Source organism: Trichocoleus sp. FACHB-262 (genome assembly GCF_014696035.1).
Lineage (GTDB): Bacteria > Cyanobacteriota > Cyanobacteriia > FACHB-46 > FACHB-46 > Trichocoleus.
The window spans coordinates 18,359-39,790 of sequence record NZ_JACJPK010000074.1; the positions used below are offsets into that span (position 1 = coordinate 18,359).

17 protein-coding genes and 2 pseudogenes are annotated in these 21,432 nt (G+C 48.8%); 7 read left to right on the plus strand and 12 right to left on the minus strand.

Going from position 1 to position 21,432, the window contains the following annotated elements:
- Positions 1 to 25: 25 nt before the first annotated feature.
- Positions 26 to 988 carry a pentapeptide repeat-containing protein gene (locus tag H6F68_RS15110; protein WP_190439985.1) on the plus strand — a complete coding sequence of 321 codons (963 nt, stop codon included), beginning with the start codon at positions 26 to 28 and terminating at the stop codon, positions 986 to 988.
- 79 nt (positions 989 to 1,067) lie between these two features.
- Positions 1,068 to 2,195 carry a serpin family protein gene (locus tag H6F68_RS15115; protein WP_190560198.1) on the plus strand — a complete coding sequence of 376 codons (1,128 nt, stop codon included), beginning with the start codon at positions 1,068 to 1,070 and terminating at the stop codon, positions 2,193 to 2,195.
- 54 nt (positions 2,196 to 2,249) lie between these two features.
- Here H6F68_RS15115 and H6F68_RS15120 read toward each other — a convergent pair whose 3' ends face one another.
- The 8 genes and pseudogenes from H6F68_RS15120 to H6F68_RS15155 all read right to left on the minus strand — a co-directional run bounded on the left by H6F68_RS15120 (position 2,250) and on the right by H6F68_RS15155 (position 8,961).
- The gene (locus H6F68_RS15120; RefSeq protein WP_190439987.1) at positions 2,250 to 2,474 is read right to left on the minus strand and encodes a hypothetical protein; all 225 of its coding nucleotides are present in this window, start codon (positions 2,472 to 2,474) and stop codon (positions 2,250 to 2,252) included.
- A gap of 48 nt (positions 2,475 to 2,522) precedes the next feature.
- The gene (locus tag H6F68_RS15125; RefSeq protein ID WP_242065522.1) at positions 2,523 to 3,302 is read right to left on the minus strand and encodes an EcsC family protein; all 780 of its coding nucleotides are present in this window, start codon (positions 3,300 to 3,302) and stop codon (positions 2,523 to 2,525) included.
- A 148-nt stretch (positions 3,303 to 3,450) separates the two neighbouring features.
- Entirely contained in the window at positions 3,451 to 3,909 is a 459-nt protein-coding gene (locus H6F68_RS15130; protein WP_190560200.1) for an HAD family acid phosphatase, read from the minus strand.
- 89 nt (positions 3,910 to 3,998) lie between these two features.
- Positions 3,999 to 4,277 (minus strand): annotated as a pseudogene (gene petD, locus H6F68_RS15135) (cytochrome b6-f complex subunit IV); the annotation flags it as partial.
- 100 nt (positions 4,278 to 4,377) lie between these two features.
- Positions 4,378 to 5,055: pseudogene (locus tag H6F68_RS29620) on the minus strand (AraC family transcriptional regulator); the annotation flags it as partial.
- Between the two features lie 685 nt (positions 5,056 to 5,740).
- Entirely contained in the window at positions 5,741 to 6,511 is a 771-nt protein-coding gene (locus H6F68_RS15145) for a hypothetical protein (protein ID WP_190560202.1), read from the minus strand.
- 92 nt (positions 6,512 to 6,603) lie between these two features.
- A complete protein-coding gene (locus H6F68_RS15150; RefSeq protein ID WP_190439996.1) occupies positions 6,604 to 7,044 on the minus strand; it encodes a hypothetical protein in 441 nt (146 codons plus the stop codon).
- A 75-nt stretch (positions 7,045 to 7,119) separates the two neighbouring features.
- Entirely contained in the window at positions 7,120 to 8,961 is a 1,842-nt protein-coding gene (locus H6F68_RS15155) for an ABC transporter ATP-binding protein (RefSeq protein WP_190560204.1), read from the minus strand.
- 128 nt (positions 8,962 to 9,089) lie between these two features.
- Between H6F68_RS15155 and H6F68_RS15160 the strand changes: the two genes are divergently transcribed.
- Entirely contained in the window at positions 9,090 to 9,467 is a 378-nt protein-coding gene (locus H6F68_RS15160) for a DUF6464 family protein (protein WP_190560206.1), read from the plus strand.
- 161 nt (positions 9,468 to 9,628) lie between these two features.
- On the plus strand, positions 9,629 to 9,907 hold the full coding sequence (locus H6F68_RS15165; RefSeq protein WP_190560208.1) for a hypothetical protein: 279 nt from the start codon (positions 9,629 to 9,631) through the stop codon (positions 9,905 to 9,907).
- Positions 9,908 to 9,975: 68 nt separating this feature from the next.
- Here the strand turns inward: H6F68_RS15165 and hflX are convergent, their stop codons facing one another.
- Positions 9,976 to 11,658: a GTPase HflX gene (hflX, locus tag H6F68_RS15170; RefSeq protein ID WP_399314081.1), complete on the minus strand. Its 1,683-nt coding sequence runs from the start codon at positions 11,656 to 11,658 to the stop codon at positions 9,976 to 9,978.
- Positions 11,659 to 12,188: 530 nt separating this feature from the next.
- Here hflX and H6F68_RS15175 point away from each other — a divergent pair.
- Both H6F68_RS15175 and H6F68_RS15180 read left to right on the plus strand, forming a co-directional pair.
- Entirely contained in the window at positions 12,189 to 13,049 is an 861-nt protein-coding gene (locus H6F68_RS15175; protein ID WP_190560210.1) for an MBL fold metallo-hydrolase, read from the plus strand.
- Between the two features lie 176 nt (positions 13,050 to 13,225).
- The gene (locus H6F68_RS15180) at positions 13,226 to 14,725 is read left to right on the plus strand and encodes a Rieske 2Fe-2S domain-containing protein (RefSeq protein ID WP_190560213.1); all 1,500 of its coding nucleotides are present in this window, start codon (positions 13,226 to 13,228) and stop codon (positions 14,723 to 14,725) included.
- A 23-nt stretch (positions 14,726 to 14,748) separates the two neighbouring features.
- Here the strand turns inward: H6F68_RS15180 and H6F68_RS15185 are convergent, their stop codons facing one another.
- Complete coding sequence (locus tag H6F68_RS15185; RefSeq protein ID WP_190560215.1) at positions 14,749 to 15,417, minus strand: SecDF P1 head subdomain-containing protein; 669 nt, start codon at positions 15,415 to 15,417, stop codon at positions 14,749 to 14,751.
- A 174-nt stretch (positions 15,418 to 15,591) separates the two neighbouring features.
- Between H6F68_RS15185 and H6F68_RS15190 the strand changes: the two genes are divergently transcribed.
- Complete coding sequence (locus tag H6F68_RS15190) at positions 15,592 to 17,172, plus strand: lipopolysaccharide assembly protein LapB (protein WP_190560218.1); 1,581 nt, start codon at positions 15,592 to 15,594, stop codon at positions 17,170 to 17,172.
- Between the two features lie 343 nt (positions 17,173 to 17,515).
- On the opposite strand, the gene glgX is transcribed toward H6F68_RS15190, so the two are convergent.
- On the minus strand, positions 17,516 to 19,645 hold the full coding sequence (gene glgX, locus H6F68_RS15195) for a glycogen debranching protein GlgX (RefSeq protein WP_190440035.1): 2,130 nt from the start codon (positions 19,643 to 19,645) through the stop codon (positions 17,516 to 17,518).
- A 679-nt stretch (positions 19,646 to 20,324) separates the two neighbouring features.
- Entirely contained in the window at positions 20,325 to 21,422 is a 1,098-nt protein-coding gene (locus tag H6F68_RS15200) for a response regulator (protein WP_190560220.1), read from the minus strand.
- Positions 21,423 to 21,432: the final 10 nt, after the last annotated feature.

Here is a 21,432-nt window from a genome sequence, read left to right on the forward strand (position 1 = left end):
CACAATTGGTTGCCTGAGGTAGTGGATGGTACGGATCAACGAGCTCAACCGATGCTACAGAGTCCTGGGACTAAAACCAGGCGCATCTCTGGATGAAATCAACCAAGCTTACAAAGACTTGGCTCGACAGTGGCATCCCGATCGCGTGCCCCAAGATGATTCTGAACGGCAGCACGAAGCTCACGAAAAACTCAAAGAAATCAATGAGGCGCGAGACCTCTTACGGTCTTGCCATGCCAAAGCCGGGGCCAAACGAAACCAAACTGCCAGTAAAAGTACCGCCAGCAAAAGTACTCCCCCCACTCCACCACCTGCCCCACCTCCACCACCAAAAGCCACCCCACCTAAGGCTACTTATCACCCCCCTAGGGCTACTTACCAAACCCCCACTGCTGCTCAACCCCCTAAGCCTGCTGCTCAGCCACCTAAGCCTGCTGCTTACCCGCTGCACCCTTACTTGCGATCGTCCTACTACGCGGCTTACGAAACTCAAACTTCTCCTGCACCAGAACCTAAATCTCCCTACCCTCAGCCTCAAGCATCTGACTATCCTGCCTACCCAACCCAAACACCCACCCATCAAGTCCCCAAATATCAAACGCCTCAAGTTCCTAAATATCGAGGCCCTGACCTGAGTGGCAGTGATTTCCAGGGGGCAAACCTCAAAGAAAAAGACTATGCCAATCGCAACTTAAGCGATGCCAATTTAAGCAACGCTGACCTCAGCGACGCTTTTCTGCACAACGTCAACCTCAGCCACGCCAAACTATTCCGCGCCAAACTATTCCGCGCCAATTTATTGCAAGCTGATTTAAGTTATGCCGACCTGAGAGAAGCCAACTTAATGGGGGCTGATTTGAGTGGGGCTAATTTGAGTGGCGCTGATCTCACTGGTGCCCGGGTCGGGATCAATAATCGTTTGATGGTTAAGCTGACGGGAGCTAATCTATCCGGGACTATCATGCCCGATGGCACTATTCACTCATAGTTTGTCTAGGAGGCAGAAATGCTTGGCAGGGCGAGCTGAGCAGCGATCGCGTCCCTAATTTGTTTAATCACGACATTCCATGAAAACCGCTACCGATAAATTGATCGCCGCTAATAATCAATTCGGTTTCAAGCTTTTTTCGGAACTGCTCAAACAACAGCCTAACCAAAATATTTTTATCTCTCCACTCAGCATCTCGATCGCGCTTTCTATGCTCTACAACGGTGCTGTTGGGCAAACCCAAGCAGAAATGGCGATCGCCTTGGGCTTGCAAAATATGAGCGTCCAGGAGGTGAATCAAGCCAATGCTGAGCTTATTAAGCAGTTGGAAAGCTTGGCAGATGTGCAAGTGGCGATCGCAAATTCACTTTGGGCCGAACCAAATCTACGCTTTCGGTCTGAATTTCTACAGCGAGTTCAAGAGTTTTATCAAGCAGAAGTGCAGAATTTGGACTTTAGTCGTCCTGACGCAGCAGCAACCATTAATCAGTGGGCAAGTGATCAAACACATGGCAAGATTCAGCAAATTGTGCAGCAGCTTAGCCCAGCCACAATTCTAGCTTTACTTAACGCCATCTACTTCAAAGGTAACTGGAGCGATCGCTTTGACCCAACGCAGACCCAGCCAGGGATGTTTACTCTCCTAGATAGCAGTCAAAAGCAAGTTCCCATGATGAGGCAGTTTAATGAATACTGCTGTTACCAAGGTAAAGATTTTCATGCAGTCAGAATTCCCTTTAAAGACAAACGCCTCAGTCTAGATATCTTTTTACCTCCTTCTCCGGCTCAGGTGAACAGTTTTTATGAGAGCTTGAGGTCGGGGAGTGGGTCTAAATGGCTCGATCAGTTTCCGCCAAAGTCTATTACTCAACGTTTGATCAACCTTACGATGCCCAGCTTTCAGCTAGAGTATGAAACGAAATCCGCACTGAAGCAGGCTCTAGTGAGCTTAGGTATGAAGCAAGCCTTTGATGAAACAGCTAATTTCTCGCAACTCTGCAAGGACAGCGCTGCTATTAGCCAAATTACTCACAAAACTTTTTTTGAGGTCAACGAAGCAGGAGCGAAAGCGGCGGCTGTGACTGCGATCGAGATGGAAAGAGGTTTACCTCCTACTTTGATCATCGATCGCCCGTTCTTCTGTACTATTCGAGATCAGCAAACTGGAGCAATTTTATTTATGGGTGTCATTGTCGATCCTGCGTAGGCCCAGGAGAGCGGTGTATGGCAGCGAGATTACTCTACCGCCTGGGAACACCCATTACCTTGACTCAAGCTGCTCTGGAGCCAAGGTTTGCAATAAACTATCTAATTTTTCTTCTGGGCAATACTCAATCAACGATTCAAATGCTTCTAGCAACTTAGCTGCACTATCCCCCAGAAGCGGACTCAACCCCCAAACATCCTGTACCCAGTCTTGAGGCAAGGTATCCTCAAAAATGAGCTGTTCTAAGAGCTGTTTGGCTTCTGGCTTAGAGATAGGCATAAAATCCTTGGCGGTCAGTAGAACACTACGTTGACTTTAGCGATCGCGCTAACGATTCGCAACACTCATTTCTGGCTGAGTTGCCGCTTGACGCTTGACTTCATAGAAGCGGCAAGCGAGCTGTCCTAAAGTGTAGAGCAAAGCAGCATCACTCGATGCTCCCACTACAGGCCCAATCAGAGGCAAGATTTCCACAAAGCTCAGACCTAGCTTTAGGACACCAGAGCCACCTACTGACAAACCGAAAATCGCCAGCACTTCGCCGCGTCGAGTCGGATCGGTGAGCGGAAAGCCATAAACTGCTGCGATGCGATAAATCATCTCAGCTTGAAGGGCGGTGACTGCCGCTATATCCACCGCAAACAGAGCTAGCGCCAAGGGAGGGATAAAATTGGTCAGTAGGCCAATGCCGCCTGCCTTCAGCGAAGTATCCGAAATAATCCGCTGAGCCAATTGCTCTGGCGCTTCTAAGGGATAGGTTTGCCGCAGTTGGTCTACTTCCCGCTGCGCCTTTTGCACATCTACTTGACCGAGCGCCGCCATCAATAAATTAATTCCGGGAACCTTGGCCGCAAATTTCACCAAAGGATTCTCGGCAATAGGGGTGACGAACTTGCCCACAGTTTCGGTGGTTTGCTCTAGCGATCGCTGCACAGATGGACCAATCGTTTCACCAATCGCTGCCGTAGTCGTGCTGACATTACCTGTTGTGGCTTGCAAGACTTCGGTTGCTGCTTGCGCCATCCGAGTGGCTGTGGCGATCGCGTCCTGCATCGGATCAGAGGTGGAGTCTGCCCGTTTGGAACTCCCTTTATCTGCTACTGCCATAGGTCCCCGGAACTATACTGTGCTACTACTGACTAAGTTCTACGGTAGCGATCGCCACAGCTTGATGGCCTCTATCTCCTGATAGTGATTGTGCCCTGTTATGGGCTGATTTGCTGATTTGTAGAGCAAGCGGCAATGAAGCAATTGCTTAAAAATTCCCTTCCGCAACTTGCAGACAAGTGAGTCCTTGGCTTCTCCACATCTTCACTACCTGATCGCGATCGTCAAGCACAAAGAAGACATTATAGCGACCTTGAATGAATTGTTCGTAGATCTCCTTTTTGACGATAAAGTCTGGTCTAGAATCTTCCGTTCTTCTCATCCAGAGCGCATCATATTCCACTTCATGATCGGCTAGCCAGGCTTCAGTTTCTGGTTTGTATTCAGCAGGCCGCCCAGAAACCAACAAAATGGCAAATTCTCTCTCTTTGTACATCTGAACAATATCTCGACAAAACTCATGAGCTAAGTCTTTCCCTAAAGCTCGATAAAAAGCTTTCCAGTTCTTGGGTCGGGAGCGCATGTAGTGTTGTCGATGGTAGATATTGCAGAGCGTGCCATCTAAGTCACAGATGAGTGCTTTAGGCAGAGGTTTGTCGGAGGTCATGGCACAAATAGCTGGGCTGGAGCACAGCTTGTAAATATGCCACCCTACACAACGACTTCTCTAAATTGCGCCTAGCGTCAGATAGACTCTCAAAACAAGCCCAAGGTTATGGCCTGATCAATTGGCAGCGTGGCTCCAATGCCTAGCCAGAGCGTGATCAGTGTCCCAAGCAGGAAGATAGTAGTCGCTACAGGGCGGCGGAAGGGGTTTTGAAACTTGTTGGCATTCTCAATAAAGGGAATCAACATGAGTCCCAAAGGAATTGAGGCATTGAGCAGTATACCCAGGAGTTTGTTGGGGACAATGCGGAAAATTTGAAACGTGGGATAGAGATACCACTCTGGCAAAATTTCTAAAGGAGTGGCAAAGTTTAGCGATCGCCTTGGTGCTCTGTCTGGCTGATTCTTCCAAAACTGTTCTAATCTTCCGAAGACTTTTAGCTATGGCTCCGATAAGCTGTGGGGGCAACCCAGTTTGCTCCCGGAATACTTTAGTAAAGTGACTTTGGCTCTTGAAACCAAGCTGTAGCAAGATTTCTGAAATTGTTAGTTCCTGCTTGGCTAACAACCATTTGGCACGTTCAATCCGGCATTGTGTCACGAACTGATGCGGAGCCAAGCCCGTGGATTGCTTGAATAAAGTGGCGAAGTAATGCGGACTCATTTGCACGATCGCAGCGATTTCCGCTAATCGTAAGTCTTGGTCTAAATGGTCGTGGATATAGCTGATCGCTTGGTTCAGCTTATAGGGCGGTAAGCCACCTGTATATTCTCTCAGGAGCGATCGCTGGGTAGAATATCGCTGGAACAGATGGGCTGAGAGCGCAGTCGCCATAGCATCGGCATAGAAGCGGCTATCTGTGCCACTAGATTCCAACTCGGTTTTGAGTGTGAGGCCAATTTGTTGAATCAAGGGGTCGCGAATTTTATGTTGGGGCATGATGGCAACTGAGTCTGTCTCTAAGGATGTAGCCGCGACCTGAGCAACACGTTGAGGCTCTAGATAAAGCTGGATAAACTCAGCTCCGCGATCGCAGCGAGCTTGAGGATGAGACTGATTCGCTGGAAAAATACCGATATCACCAGGTCTATATCGCTCTAGTTGCCAACGACTCCCGAGCTTCAGCTCTACCTCAAACTGCCCCATGCAAATCGTAATGACGTGCTGGGCAAAATAGCAATCAGGCAGTTCATGGGCTGACAGGTGATGGTGTGCCAAGTGAATACCTTGCCAACCAGCGACCACGCTAGAACAAAGTGGAGCACTGACGAGCAATTGCTGCCACACTCCTGATTGGGTTAAATCTACATGGGGCAGTTAGGCCTCTAACATCTCAGTATCAATTTTGGATCGCAGTTCCTAGTTTACTGAGTTGTAGCAACCTATCTAATAGATGATAAACATAGGTGATGAATGGCAGCAAGTCGCAACCCTGCCTAACCGTCGGACTGTACAGCAGGATTGCGAATACTTGAGGTGGGAACGTCCGGGGAAGACGACAATCCCCAAGTAATTAAACCCGCGCTGGCAAAAAGGGTGGCTACCACAAAGACGATAGGACCCCATGCAATTCCTTGTCTAGGCATAAAATTTGATGGTTATCCTGAACTCCACCCGTAATTATGCTTAGCCTTTTTCAGGCGGATGCAATTTTTGTCCAGACCTTGTTCTAATCTTGTTATTTGTCAGAGTTTCTTAAAAGTAGCTTAAAAAATCATCTGAATTCGCAAATCTCTTCCTTAAGGTCAACGACAGACATTAAATAGGCTAAAAACACACTTACTAGGAAGTCCACAATCCCCATCTGTAAGCATTTAGCGGGTCTAGCGAGCTATAAAGCCAACAATAGAGCTGAATAACCTGCAGCCCCAACTAAAAAAGCCCAAAAGCGGCTTTCTCTGTCGTCCGGCAGTTCTTCCTTCAACACATTCAGCACAATGCCACCTGCTAAGAAGGCAAACAGAACCGCGATCGCCGCTTGAGGAACTTGAGTGCCGCTGCCAATCACCCACCCAGCCATCACAGAGGCGGCTAGTATCCAACGGCCCACTTGGTCATAGTACTTCTTGTGATGCTCGCGCAGGCCATAGTCATTAACCACAAAATGCAAGGCCATAGCCACTGCAAAAAGTAGCAAACTGGCAAACCCAGGTTCTTCTCGATGCAGCAGAAGATAACCAATCAAGGCATTGTAAAGGGCAAACGACCCCATATGCAGCCAGAAGACACCTGTTTCCGTCACATCTCCTTGGCCTGATTCGCGATTGCGCCGTCGTGAAATTTTTGCAGTTCGCTCTAATCCATAGAAAACTGCTAAACCTACCAACGCTACCAAATAGACATGGTGCTCCAGAAACGTCCATCCTTTACCCCAGGTTTCGCGGAGAGTTTCTTGAGCTGCACTCAGATCTGGCAGCACATGGACAAAGACATAAGCCACCGACACACCACTGCCAAACGACAACCAACGGCTACGAGGAACAGCTTCAAGAAAACGTAGGTTGCTAGAGAAAAGATGCACCAGAACCAGTGCTACAGCCGACAGACCTGATACCAGGGTGAGATTAAACGGTGCAGCCACTATAGGTTCGGTAGGAGACATTAGCTCAGCGCCCCTCTGATGCTACTTGCTACAAAGATCTCATGATCCCTGAAATAGGTTGTAACTTAATACACTTCTTTAAGGTGATGCCTTTAATATCGCATGCTCGGGATAATCCACAGGTCTATTGCTTCCCCGATGATCAAACCTAGACTAGCTGTTGTAACCGAACACAAAAAGATATCAGTGGCCTTCAAGCCGATCGCTTTCATTTCCAGTTCAGAATATACCAGCGTCGCCAGTGGTAGAAAAATCAGGTTTAATAACATGGGTTGGGTCAGTGCCAAAGCGACTATCACACTCACGAGCAGGGTAATGCCAACCACGGCAAACAACTTCTGAGTCCCCAGCCAAACCAAGGACTCCAAGATTGGATTGTTCTTCCAAGCTGCAATTAGCGTGACACCAATGACAAAAGTACCCACCAGCCAAAAGATATGGTGAGTAGATAGATGCCATCCCAGCACTGTGTAGGCCAATCCGAGCAGACTAAGAGCGAGCCAAGGCTTTCGAGTGAGAAGTTCGGTATTCATAAAAAATGAAGTTATGCCACACCAAGGTCCCAAATAAGACCAGGATGCTACTACCACTATAGCGACCCTAAAGCATTACTGATAACCCGCTGCTTGCAGAGAGAACAAGTGAGCATAACGCTTGCCTGCTTGGACTAAGTCTTCATGGGTGCCTTGCTCAATTAGCTCACCAGCCGATAGCACCACAATCCAATCCGCCATCCGCACTGTAGAGAAACGGTGGGAAATCAAGATCGCCATTTGGTGCTGCGTCACGGTCCGAAAGTGATTAAAAATTTGCACTTCCGCTTCCGCATCCATCGCTGAAGTAGGTTCATCCAGAACGAGAATATCGGCCCCTGTTCGCATAAAGGCACGCGACAAAGCAATTTTTTGCCATTGCCCCCCTGACAACTCTCGCCCACCTTTAAACCACTTGCCCAACTGAGTTTGGAACCCCTCTGTCATCTCTTCAATAAAGGGCAACGCCATCCCCTTATTTGCGGCTACTTCCCAACGGGGCGATTCGGTAATATGTTCCACATCCCCAACCCCAACATTTTCCCCTACGGTGAATTGATAACGCACAAAGTTCTGAAAGATGACGCCAATCCGACGTTGCAGCACTTCCATATCCCAAGCTTCCAGGTCAAGACCATCGAGGAGAATGCGGCCTGAGGTCGGGCTATAGAGGCGAGTGAGCAGCTTGATCAGCGTGGTTTTGCCAGAGCCGTTTTCTCCCACGATCGCCATCTTCTCCCCCGGTTTAAGGTGAAAAGAGATATTGGTTAAAGCAGGTTGAGCATTACCTGGGTAAATAAAGGAGACATTTTCAAAGCGAATACCATCGCCTGCAGTTGGCCCTCTGGTTGCAGCTCCGAAGGGTTGAGGAATTTCTTGCTCTAAAAATTCATATAGATTAGAGAGATAAAGCGAATCCTCGAACATCCCGCCGATGGAGCTGAGAGCTGAGGAGAAGGTTGTTTGACCTTGGCGAAACACCACCAAGTACATGGTTAAGTCACCCAGAGAGATACGGCCTGCGATCGCCTCAATCACAATCCAGGTATAAGCTGCATAAAAGGCCGCCGTACTGAGTAAGCCGAGCAAGTAGCCCCAAAGCCCTCGCCGAATGGTTAAGCTACGGTCCTCATCATAAAGGCGATGGAAAATCTCTTGGTAGCGGGTCAAGAGCAGCGGCCCCAACTGAAACAGCTTCACCTCCATGGCAAAGTCTTCACGAGCGATTAAAGTTTCCAAATAGGTTTGTTCGCGCGTTTCTGGGGCTCGCCAGCGAAACAGCCGAAACGCTTGTCCCGCAAAGCGCGTCTCCGCAATAAAGGCAGGCACAGCGGCTAACATCAAAACAAAGACAGCTCCGATGGAGAAATTCAGCAGCAAACCGCCATAGGTAATCAGGGCTAAACTGTCTTGCACGAGTCCAAAGGTTCGCCCCACCAAGCTTAACGGGCGGCTAGACGCTTCTCGGCGAGCACGGGTCATTTTGTCGTAAAACTCGGAATCCTCGAAATGCGCCAAATCCAGCGTCAGTGCTTTCTTCAGAATCAGCACATTTACTTTCTGCCCTAGAAGCACGCGCAGCAGGGATTGGCAGAGCGTTAGACCTTGCTTGCTGCCCGCCAAAAGCGCTACGGCGATCGCCTCTAAAGCCAGATAACCTAACGCATCCCAGCGATCGCCGACAGCTTGCGATTGAGACGCTGCAACCACACTATCAATAATTAGCTTGCCGACATAAGCGATCGCGCCAGGGAGTAACCCCGCAACCAAGGTAAAAAGGGCCAAAGCAAGGGTCAAGCGGTGATTGGTTGACCAGACCAACTCCACAGCGCGGCCACCATATTGAAATAGATTCAGCGATTGGGAGAGTTCCTGCAAGCGCCATTGCAGGCCAGAGTAAAGGTTACGATACTTCATATTCTCCACAATAGCCCGCACTACTGATTGATGACATTGCCTCCCTTGGCGCTGGCTAGCAAAACTGCCATCACTGTTGAGAGAAGCGCTATTCTGAATCAGGGCCAATCTCTACCCAGGCCACGGTCATGGCTTTCAGGTCTCTGTTTCAACAATCAACTCGCACCCTGATGCGGCACAGCAACTACTGCTTGATCAGCATCATGTTTGCCAATCTCTGTTTGGCCTTGCAAGCAGGCTCACCCGGACTGCTTACCGGAATCGTCGTGGGTAGCTCGCTGCTTTACTTGCCGCTGAGCTTGCTAAATCTTTGGTGGCAGTGGCAGCAGCATAAAGCCCGTACGGATGAGTTAAATGCTCAATTCCGAGCGCGACTTGCCGCCACGAAGCAAAAACCTCTAGGCAATCCTCACTGTATTTACTCAGCGCGATCGCTGCATATTAGATGTGCGGTGCGTCCCTACGGCCCCTGTGAAGACTGCTTAGACTTTGAGCCTCGTAGCTGAAGCCCAATACTTTTAAGCAAATTCTGAAAAAGTAACATTTGAACTTGTTTTCCTGATTCTGGCCTGCAATACTGCCAAATACACACAAGTCTACCGGTTTACCGTAGATTAAGTGGCACGAAATTGCTGGCCCGCCAGTAGGGCTAACAGGAGTACTTAGCATGGCGATCGCATTTGATAGTCACACTCGTCTGGGTCAAAAAAGATTGACTAATCAGACAGTTAATTCTATTCGGAGTCCGTTTTCCCCTTTAGGGCAAGCACACCAGTTAAGTTCGGCGCTCGTGAAGCGGCTTTGGTGGCATACCAAAGGATATGGCACGGTGCTAGGAGTGATGCTTTTGGTGCTGGGCAGTCTAATGTTTCTCAACCTGCATTGGTTGAGTCGGCAACTAGTAGAAGCCCCATCCGAAGACAGCACCGCTGAAGATGCAGGTTAGACTCCTTAGGTTGTGCTGTTTGAAACGGGGTGCGACCGAGGTGCGATCGCTGCCATAAACCGGATAAATTAAGGGGCGCTGAACTCCGTGTTCATCTTGGCATCCGCGGCAGGCGTGGCGATGTGCACCAAGCGTTGCTTGAGTGTTTCTAAACCCAGTCCTTGCGTCGCTGAGATAAAGATAGCATCCGGATAAGTTTGCTGAGCAGCCGCTAGAGCCTCGCTTTCCACTTGATCTACTTTGTTAAACGCCAACAATGTAGGACCAGAAATGGTTGGGAGATCTGCCAACACCTCTTGGACTGACTGTATATGGCTTTCCCAAGCGGGATGGGAGAGATCCACCACATGCAGCACCGCATCGGCTTCTGTGACTTCTTCCAAAGTGGCTCGGAAGGCATCCATCAAGGGAGGCGGCAGTTCATGGATAAAACCCACTGTATCTGTGAGCAGGAGCGATCGCTGAGATTGGGTCTCAGAATCGGTGATGGTTAGCCGTCGTGTGGTGGGGTCGAGGGTGGCAAATAATTGGTCAGCCGTATAAACTTCTGAGTGAGTCAAGGTATTGAGCAGAGTAGACTTCCCGGCATTGGTGTACCCTGCTAGGGCTACGGTCGGAATTTCGTTGTGTTGGCGTTGTTGGCGCAGGCGAGAACGATGGGCTTGCAACTGGTTCACTTCCTGTTGCAGTTGATTAATCCGCCGCTGAATCGTCCGCCGTTCGGTTTCTAGCTTAGTCTCCCCTGGGCCTCTGGTGCCAATACCACCGCCCAACCTAGACATCGCCTGCCCTCGACCACGCAGTCGCGGCAACATATATTCCAACTGGGCGAGTTCGACCTGCAATTTACCTGCTTGCGACTGGGCGCGTTGGGCAAAGATGTCCAGAATCAATTCGGTACGGTCTACGACTCGTAGGTTCATTTGGGCTTCCAAATTCCGAATCTGGGAAGCCGAAATATCGCGATCGAACACTACTAAGTTGGCTCCAATCGCTTGAGCTTGTTGGGCAATTTCATCTACTTTCCCCTGACCTACGACCGTTTGGGGATGCGGTTGCGATCGCTTCTGAATCATGGTTTCCAGAACCGTTCCTCCAGCACTCTCGGCTAGACGAACCAGTTCTTCCAAGCCATCCTGGAAGCGTTGAGGCGACAGATCATCGGTCATCAACCCCACGAGCAAAATCTTGTCTTGGTCATCTCCTTTTTCCTCAAACTGAAAAGCTCCATACCCAGCGGCGTGAAACTCTTTTTCCCAGTCATCGACTAGATCGCTAAAGTCTTCCTCTGTCAGCTCTGCGAGGGGAAGGGGAGAAATTTCCCAAGGTTGATCCAGATCCGGAACGAGATGCACTAAATAAGTAGATTGAATTTCGCTTGAAGTTCCATTTTTCGCGACCGCACCTTTCGACTTGGAATTCGACTTGGAATCACTGGGAGCACAAACTAGGGTAACCAAGGCATCTAAGCGCTGTCGAGCGATCGCTGTTAGGTTAGCGCCATCCGGAGGAGTTGCTTTAAGCTGGGTTGCCAGACACCGAACTCCGCTCAAGCGCTCGGCACTATGTCGAGGTAGTTCCTGCTCGGATAGCTGAGTTTGGGCTGGCGTACCCACGGCCACCCGCAACACCTGTCCCCGGCGATTTAGGTACATACAGACAGGATGATGAATCGCTGTGCTAACAGCCGCTAATTCTTGAGCCAACTCCGGAGTACAAAAGCGATCGCTCGGTTGCCGCTGTTCGTACAATCGCTGAAGCTGCTTGAGCTGGCTGGATTTGATGCCTTGGGTATTACCGTAAATCGTTTCGATGGGTCTAACCAGAAAGCTGGTTTCTGAATTCGCTAATCTATGTTTAATCTGCTTTAGCGTTGACTGAATCTCTCTTGAGGGCGAACTGATGGCTCAGCACATAGGCCAGAAATGTGTGTAGAGCGATACAGTTGCTTGCTAAAGCCCCCTCTACAAAAACCAAGACTACTTTGTGACTTTAGCTACAAACCAGCTTGATTGTTTTACAGCTCTTTAGATATATACCCAAGCTTTCTTTAGATAGACGTTAGCTTCAGCGATCGCTTCTAATCTGCTGAATAAGTAGAACCTCCTATTTCTTTTGCTAATTGCGATCGCTCTCTAACCTTAGGCTGGCTACCAAGCCAAGCTTTAGCACCAAGCTTTTTCGTCTCCGCTACCGCTAACTTCCGCGACTGTCGAATTAATCTTCTTGATGCTATTCCAGTAGGCCGACTGGAAGCGTTGGGTTATCTCTCAGGTGATGTATGACTGACTCAAGTACCTTAGTTTTGCCAGCCGAAAACCACACCCCTGATATTGCGACTGGTTCCATTTTCTTTGTTGGTACTGCGACTGTCATTCTTCGGTATGCTGGGTTCACTATCCTGACCGACCCTAACTTCTTGCACCAGGGAGATCACGTTCACTTAGGATATGGATTGCGTTCTGAACGAGTCACCAATCCTGCGATTGAGATTGAGGAGTTGCCGCCGCTGGATCTGGTCGTACTCTCCCACATGCACGAAGATCACTTCGATCACATTGCTGAGCAAAAGCTGAACAAAACTGTTCCTATTGTCACGACCAAACATGCGACTGAGAAGTTGCAGAAGAAGGGCTTCCAAGCAACCTATGCTTTAGACACTTGGGAAACCATAACCATTCAGAAAGGAGGGGTGCAGCTCCGCATCAGTGCCATGCCAGGAAGACATGGACCTGGCGCTTTAGCCACTTTACTACCTCCGGTGATGGGTAGCTTATTAGAGTTCCAAAATAGCACTGGACAGGCTCTCTTTCGCCTCTATATCACGGGCGATACATTGGTCTATGAGGAAATCAAGGAAATTCCCCAACGCCATTCTCACATTGATTTGGCACTGCTGCATTTAGGTGGTACTAGAGCGTTTGGCGTGTTGGTGACAATGGACGGTAAGCAAGGCGTAGAAATGGTGCGCTTGATCGCCCCCAAAACCGCCATCCCCATCCACTACAACGATTACACCGTCTTTAAGTCTCCCTTAGAAGAATTTAAACAGGCGATCGCCGCCGCAGGACTAGACACCCAAATCGAATACCTCAGCCACGGTGACACTTACCAATTTCAAGTCCCTGCCAACCGTTCGTAATGTGCTAAATCTCAGAATCCGATTTCCACATCCTCGTAGGGGCGAACGGCCGTTCGCCCCTACAGCCGATCACCTGCAAACAGTTGTTCCCAGTAACGCTCAAAACTTCTTAACATAGGAGTTAAGTGCTAGGGAACCGTGCGGAAAGGAAAGAAATGGAGATAACCCCAAGAGTGATGTCTGATGCGTCTTTAACTCAAGCGCAGGCGATCGCAGACACAGAGCTGGAAACCACTGTAGGTAGCGCAACTGTGGCCACTCTCCAGAGCGGAGTACTAGAACAAGATAGCGAAACGCATGAATTGCCCGCGGGTGGCCCTGACCCATCTCGGTTTGATGCCAAAGAAGCTTGGTATCCAGTGTTCTATGTAGAAGATCTAGATAAGACCAAGCCAGCTAGATTTACCCTACTGGAAACCGATTTAGTCATCTGGTGGGAGCAGGCGACAGAGGCTTGGCGAGTTTTAGAAGATAAATGTCCTCACCGCTTAGCGCCGCTTTCCGAAGGCAGAATTGCTGAAGATGGTTTGCTAGAGTGCCCCTATCACGGTTGGGCTTTCTCTGGAGCGGGCCACTGCGATCGCATTCCGCAACAGGCGATCGGAGGTACTGCAGAAACCTCGGAACGGGCTTGTGTGAGGGCGTTTCCCGCTACAATCCGTCAGGGGTTGTTGTTTGTTTATCCTGGCAACCCAGACCACGCCACCAAAACCGCAGTGCCGATCGTAACTCCAATAGAAGAATTAGACGGCTGGGTTTGCCTCAATACCTTCCGAGATTTGCCCTACGACGCGCTGACCTTGTTGGAAAACGTCTTAGATGCCAGCCATGTGCCTTATACGCACCACCGCTCCGTGGGCAATCGCGCCAATGCTGCCCCAGTAGATTTGGAGCTTGTGGAATCTGGCAAGCAAGGCTTCCAGGGGTTGTGGGAGGAAGGCCCACGCAAGGGGACACTCGGTCGCCAAGACACCACCTTTATTGCCCCAGGGTTGATGTGGCACGACCTGACTTCCAAGCAGTTCGGCAGAACGTTGACGGTGGTTTACGCTACCCCAATCCGTAAAGGCGAGTGTCGGTTGTTTGCGATATTCCCTTTCAAGTTCTCTGCTAAACTGCCTAGTTTCTTTATTCGCCTGACACCCCGTTGGTATTCTCACTTGGGACAGAACAATGTGCTAGAAGATGACCAAATCTTTTTGCATCACCAAGAGCGCTATTTGGAGCAGGCAGGCGGGAGCGCCAACTTTGCCAAAGCATTTTATTTGCCTACAAGAGCCGATCGCTTTGTCTCAGCTTTGCGGCAATGGGTGAACCGATACAGCGCTGATCCGTTTTCAGGCGCGACGTTACCCCCCGCACTGCCCAAAGAGCAATTGCTCGATCGCTACTATTCGCACACCATCAAGTGCGCTAGTTGCAGTGCGGCCCTGACCCGACTACAACAAATTAGGTTAGCTTGTCTCATCTTGGCAGCGATCGCCTGGACCGTCGCCCCATTGCTGGCCGTTTCGCTAGGAAATGAAGCAGGGTTTGGTGTGGTAGCAGCAGCGATCGCCAGCTTGGTGAGTGGAGCAGCCTGGCTGGGATTAGGTAGGCTAGAGCAGCAGTTTTACCGAGGGCGAGAAACTCCGCTTCGCAATTTACCAGAGAAGAAGCGGTCTCAGAAAAAATGATTTGAGTTGCAGAAAGTAGCTCATTACTTACGTTTAGAGGTTTTTGGCTCTAAGGATAACCCCAACCAAGGTGCAAGTTCCTGCACTTCTGCGTTGGTAAAGTTGCCGTTAATCATGGCTTGCCCACCTGTAATCCCCGTGGAGGCATAGACCGCATCAACGAGGGGCGCACTGATCAATCGGTCATTCAAGAAAATGCCCAAGGTGCGTCCCGTTCCCGCGATCGCTTTTGTCAATGTAGAAAAGGTTTCGCTACCTGAATCGTCAAATTCAACGCTAATGTCTAAAGCGGTGAAAGATTGCCACGGAGAAGGCGGGGTGAAAGTGGACGCAGTGTCAGCAGATTTAATATGGCTGCTAGTGAGGCGGGTCGGTTCGTACAAAGCTGCGATCGCTTGGTAGGTTTTTTCTATGGCAGCCCGATTTTCGTATAAAGCGATGGATTTTTCAGTTTGGCTGATTTGTGTTTTCTGGAGTAGCAGGCGAGCGAGCATTTGTTGCTGGACTTGCAGTTGTGCCTCTGTACCTGGCTTTTGCAAGCGAAACTCAATCCGAGGTGTAGAGCTTTGCGTCAGTGAAGTCGGGGATACGGGTGAGCATTCATATAGCGGTTCAGCCACTGCGATCGCTGTGCCACAACTCAACAAGAGGGCTACCGTGGGAGCCAGCCAACTCAGAATTTCCTTATTCATCACATCTTCTCCATGAGGGCGAATTGAGCCGTTTTCCACTCAACTCACTGATGCCCCTCATTAAGTATCTTCAGGGGAAATTCAGCAATTTTCTGAAAATTTAACTTGTCAGTCTCCAAAATTGCCAAAGTTACGGATGTAGCTATTCTGACACGGTGACGAAGTTTGAGATCCATGAACAGACTGCCCAAGCTCAGCGGATTGCTGTTGTCTTTGTTGCTAACCGCTACGCCTCATGTGGCGATCGCGGCTCCTTCGCTGGAGCAACTGTTTAAGCAAGGAGAAGCAGCACTAGAAGCCAAGCAATACTCTGAGGCGGAGCGGATTTGGCGACAAGTGATTCAGCTAGACCCAAAGCTACTCGATGCTTACATCAAACTAGGGGTAGTTCTACACGATCAAGGCAGGTTAGAGGAAGCGATCAGTGCGTTTCGTAAAAGTGTGGAACTAAATCCTCACGAAATTTTTGGCTATCTCAAAATTGCTGACATCTTGTATGAGCAAGGAAAGGTAGATCAGGCGATCATCACTTATCACCAAGCGATCGCCGTTAATCCATCATTTACTAACTCTTACGAGAGATTGGGCCGTCTTTTGATAGAAAGCCAGCAAAGTCCCAGCACCGCAGTTGACTACTGTGGTTTAGGTACTATCTTTTCCGATCAAGGAGAAACTGCTCAAGCGATCGCCGCTTTTCGAAGTGCCATTGCCCTCGATCCTAAACTAGCTTATGCCTATAATTCATTGGCAATGAATTTGACCCTTCTCGGAACTAATCATAGAGCCGAAGAGATGGCAGTTTACCAACGGTGGTTGCAAATGCTGCCAGACGATCCAGCTGCTCATTTGAGCTTAGGCAGAAACTTGCGAATTGAGGGAAAGACGGAGGCCGCACTAGAGCACTACCGCCAAGCCATCAAACTGAATCCTAACTATATAGAAGCTTATCAAGAATTAGCATCCACCGTCTTAGACCTGCAGCGCTGGCAAGAGGCAGAAGCTGCTTACCGTCAAGCCATAACCCTAGAAGCCAATACTGACTACTTTGGTATTATCTTTACCGCTGACGTTAACGGCCTTGAAGAGAGCTTAAGGCGGCAAAATAAATTAGAGACTGTGATCCCTTTCTACCAAGAACTGCTGCAACGCCATCCCCAACATGAAAAGCTGCACGGTTACTTAGGCGATGTTTTGGTTGAGCAAAATCAGTTGGTTGCCGCAACGTCAACTTATCGTCGTCTGATCGAACTACAACGTGCAACACAAGCGTCCCCCGAGGACATCGCCTCCGGCTATGAAAAGTTAGCTAAAACACTTGTCCTACAAAATCAAGTAGATTCAGCGTTTGCACTCTATCAAGAAGCCATTCAACGCTATCCTGACAATTCGCAATTGCTCTATCAGCTAGCGGAACTGCAAAAATCTCAGAACCGTGGAAGTGAAGCAACTATCACTTACCGCCGGCTAATTTCGCTTGATCCCGCAGAAATTGTGCCGCGCTTGTGGTTAGGGGAAACTCTAGAGATGGAGAATCGATCTACAGAAGCGATCGCGGTGTATGAAGAGGCATTGAAGGTTGCCAAAGATGCCTACTCTAAAGCGATCATCCATAATAACTTGGGGTTGCTCTACGAACAGCAAGGTAACTTAACCGCTGCTATTCGAGAATTTCAACAAGCCTTGCAAGCAGCTCCCGGAGCGAGCGATGTTGAAAGACATTTGCAAGCCGCCGAGCAACGTCTAAAACAAAAATAACTCCAACGAGCGATCGCTCAGAAGTACAATTCTAGGTAGTCATAAAGATGTAAGGATGGGGGAGATGAAGTTAAATCAATTGATTTATGTCTGCCTCTTTACCTGCCTGTCCTGCTTGCGCTAACACCATGAAGCGTAGTAGGGAAGCAACGCTAACTTCCGCTATAGGCATATGTAGGAACACTCAAAAGGACTAGTCATTCATGAAATCGAATAGTCTTCAAAAACACATAGGCGATCACAATTCTTGATCAAACCACAAAAAAGCGATCGCTAGTAATAGACCTAGGCGATCGCTTTTTGGGTTATTTTGGATGTTGCCTTCTAGTTCAACGACTAAGGGTTATCCCAACAGGCGGAGAACGACACTGGAGCGCGCATTGACAGGTATCATCTGCTCTCCATTAAAGATAATTTCCTCTTGAATGAAGCGTGGTTCCTTGGTGTCAATTGTCAACTGCCACTGTTTTTGCCTAAAGGCCTCAGGCAAGGCAAACTCAATCATTTCGTAGTGAGCATTAAAGAACAGGATGAAACTGTCATCACTGATTCGTTGTCCTTGCGGGCCTGGACTGGGGATCTGGCGACCATCTAAGAATACTCCGATCGCCTTAGCGTAACCAATCTCCCATTGCTCATCACTTGTCTCAGTACCATCCGGGTTGAACCAGACGATATCACTCACGCCAGTCCCATGAATAGCCTGTCCTTGGAACCACTTGCGTCGCCGGAAGACTGGATGCTGTCGTCGGAAATAGATTAACTCGCGAGCAAAGTCCAAAAGATTTTCGTTCTTTTCTTGCAACTCCCAGTTGGTCCAAGAAATTTCACTGTCTTGGCAATAGGCATTGTTATTGCCCTGCTGGGTTCGGCCTAGCTCATCTCCTGCCAACATCATTGGGATGCCTTGGGAGAGCATCAACGTCAATAAGAAATTCCGCCGTTGCTGTTCCCGCAACTGCAATACTTCAGGATCATCTGTTTCTCCCTCCGCGCCACAGTTCCAAGAACGATTATGGCTCTCACCATCTTGGCTATTCTCACCGTTGGCTTCGTTATGCTTTTCGTTGTAGCTCACTAAGTCATTGAGGGGGAAACCATCATGGGCGGTAATAAAGTTGATGCTGGCGTTGGGGCGGCGGCCATTGAACTGGAAATAGAGATCAGGGCTACCAGTAAAGCGGTAGGCAAACTCTCCTAAAATACTGTTCTCTCCGCGCCAGAAATCCCGCACCGTGTCACGATATTTTCCATTCCACTCAGACCAAAGGACAGGGAAATTGCCCACTTGATAGCCACCATCACCAATATCCCACGGTTCCGCAATCAGCTTCACATCAGCTAAGACTGGATCTTGGTGAATAATGTCAAAGAAGGCAGCTAGGCTATTCACCTCATACAGTTCTCTCGCCAAAGCAGATGCTAGATCAAAGCGGAAACCGTCCACATGCATCTCCAACACCCAGTAGCGCAAGCTATCCATGATCAGCTTCAGCACTTGGGGTTGACCTACATGCAGGGAGTTACCACAACCTGTGAAGTCCATGTAGTAGCGCTTATCATCATCTACTAAGCGGTAGTAGACGCTGTTATCAATGCCACGCAAGGATAGGGTTGGACCAAGATGATTTCCTTCTCCGGTGTGGTTGTAAACCACATCCAAGATTACCTCAATCCCAGCGCGGTGCAGCGCTTTCACCATCTCCTTAAACTCATTTAGCTGCTGGCCTGTACTGCCACCAGCGCTGTAGCCAGAGTGGGGAGCGAAGTAGTTGACTGAGTCGTAGCCCCAGTAGTTCTTGAGACCCTTATCTGCTAAGTGACCGGGATACGACAGAAAATGGTGCACAGGCATCAACTCAACTGCACTAATGCCCAATCGCTGCAAATGCTCGATCGCGGCTGGGTGAGCCATGCCAGCATAGGTACCACGCAACTCTTCTGGGATATCGGGATGCAGTTTCGTAAAACCCTTGACATGTGTTTCATAAATAATGGTTTCATGCCAGGGAGTCCGGAGCAGGCGATCGCCTTCCCAGTCAAAAGATTCATCAACAACGACTGATTTGGGGATTAAATGGGCGCTGTCTAACTCAGAGAAGGAGAGGTCAGCTTCTGGAGACTCCCAAGAGTAGCCAAATAATTCGGGTCCGTTACCGATGTCACCATCGATCGCCTTAGCATAAGGATCGAGCAACAGCTTGTTGGGGTTGAAGCGGTGTCCTTCATGAGGAGAATAAGGACCGTGAACTCGGAAGCCATAACGCTGACCAGGACCAATGCCAGGGATATACCCGTGCCAAACGAAGTTGCTTACTTCGGTCAGGTGTATTCGAGTTTCCTTGTCATCGCGATCGAATAAGCACAACTCCACTCCTGTGGCGTTTTCTGAGAACAAGGCAAAGTTGGTACCTTTTCCATCCCAATAAGAACCGAGGGGATAAACTTTTCCCGGCCAAAGCGCTAGATACATAAACTGAAAATTTTAGTGGGGGTAAAAATTAGTGGAGGCAAAAATAGCTAAATTGCATCTAATGATTTTAGATACAACTAAGCAAGACTGTTGTGTTTGCTAAAACAAATTGAAGCCCGTCTTTCAACTTAATAACTCAATTTTGAAGTCGATTTCAATGCCAATTCAATGCCAGTTCTTGCAACCAAACTTCCCGAAGTCAATTTGGCTTTTGCTACATTCACTCTGCTCCTCTTCGCCTTCAAACAAGGTCAACAGTTTTTGAAGTTATTGAAGAAAGTAGCTGAGTAAGCTGCCCGATGGCATCTACCCCAAGGACAGTCTCGGTGCATAGCTTGATGTAGTGCAGACGACTAGGTTCTGCCTCTAAGTTTAGAGCGCGATAAGCAGGCTTCTAGATAAGGGCATTCCTCACACCGAAGTTTTTGCCCCGGGTGATCACAATGGCAGGGGAGGTTCGAGCAGCTTATTTCGGAGCGCTGATGAAGTAAGTGGGTGGCCGTGGTTTGCAATAGCAGAATAATATCTTGGGTAATCATAAAACGCTTAATATTTCAGTAAAAAAGGTTACTAGTTTTAGTTCTTTTACTGTAGTCAAGTAGGGGATTAAATATCGTCTAGCTAAGGAAGGACCCAGACTTTGGCTATTATCTATCGAAAAGTTGCCTCAACACTGACCCTAGTCTTGTGCCAAAGGTAGAACGACTCGCACAGTCGTTTGCTTGCCGGGAATACTCTCGATCCCCAGTTCTCCACCCTGCAATTCTGCTAGGCGTTTGGCAATGGCTAGCCCTAGTCCTGAACCTTGTTGCTCATACAGTTTGCGCTCAAATTGTACGTAAGCGCCAACATTCTCAATTTGTTCTGGAGTCATCCCTCGACCCTGATCAATTACATAGAGAATAAATGTATGCTCATTGCATCTACTAAGAATTCGTATGGGAGTCCCTGAGGGCGAGAACTTACAGGCATTATCAACCAGTTCATCCACTATTTTTTTCAGTTTGGCTTGTGGAACTTGAACCACTGCGTCCTTCAGCTCTAACTGTAAATCAGTGGCTCGATTCATCTCTTGGGCCTTTTGCGTCACCCAATCGCTAACTAGCATACTGACAGAATGAGTGATGCCTTTACGGAGAGCCTTGATTCGTTCTGGACTTTTAACTAATAGCTCCAACTGAGCATATAAAAGAAAGTTTTGCACCAACCGATGCAGAGTTTGCGTGGAGTTGTGAATGTCTTCTGCTACCTCCACAATTTCAGCTTGCTCCATCAAGCTGCACTCGTTCATTAGCACACTCGACAAGCCTGCGATCGCATTCAAAGGAGTAATTAATTCATGAGGTAGAGCCAGAGTAATCGTGCTGCGTACGTCATCAAGTTTTTGCTGCACTCTCTCATCTACCACTGCTTGCTTTTCCAGGCGAGTAGAGATCGTCTTGAGCAATTGCGATCGCGTGAACGGCTTGGTCAGATAATCATCGGCCCCCAGTTCCATCCCTTGGCGAAAATCATCTTTACTAGCTTTAGCCGTCAAAAACACAAATGGGATCGCTGCTGTTTCAGGGTGCTTTCGCAATGCCGCCAAAACACCCAATCCATCCAGTTCAGGCATCATCACATCACAAATGATTAGATCCGGTGCTTTTTCTTGGGCCAACTGCACTCCAACTAAACCATTTTCTGCTCCAAGTGCATCAAATTCTTCTGCATCCAAGATGTCCAGAATGACATCTCGCACATCTCGCTCATCTTCAATTACTAAAATCTTTTTCATGGTTTATTAT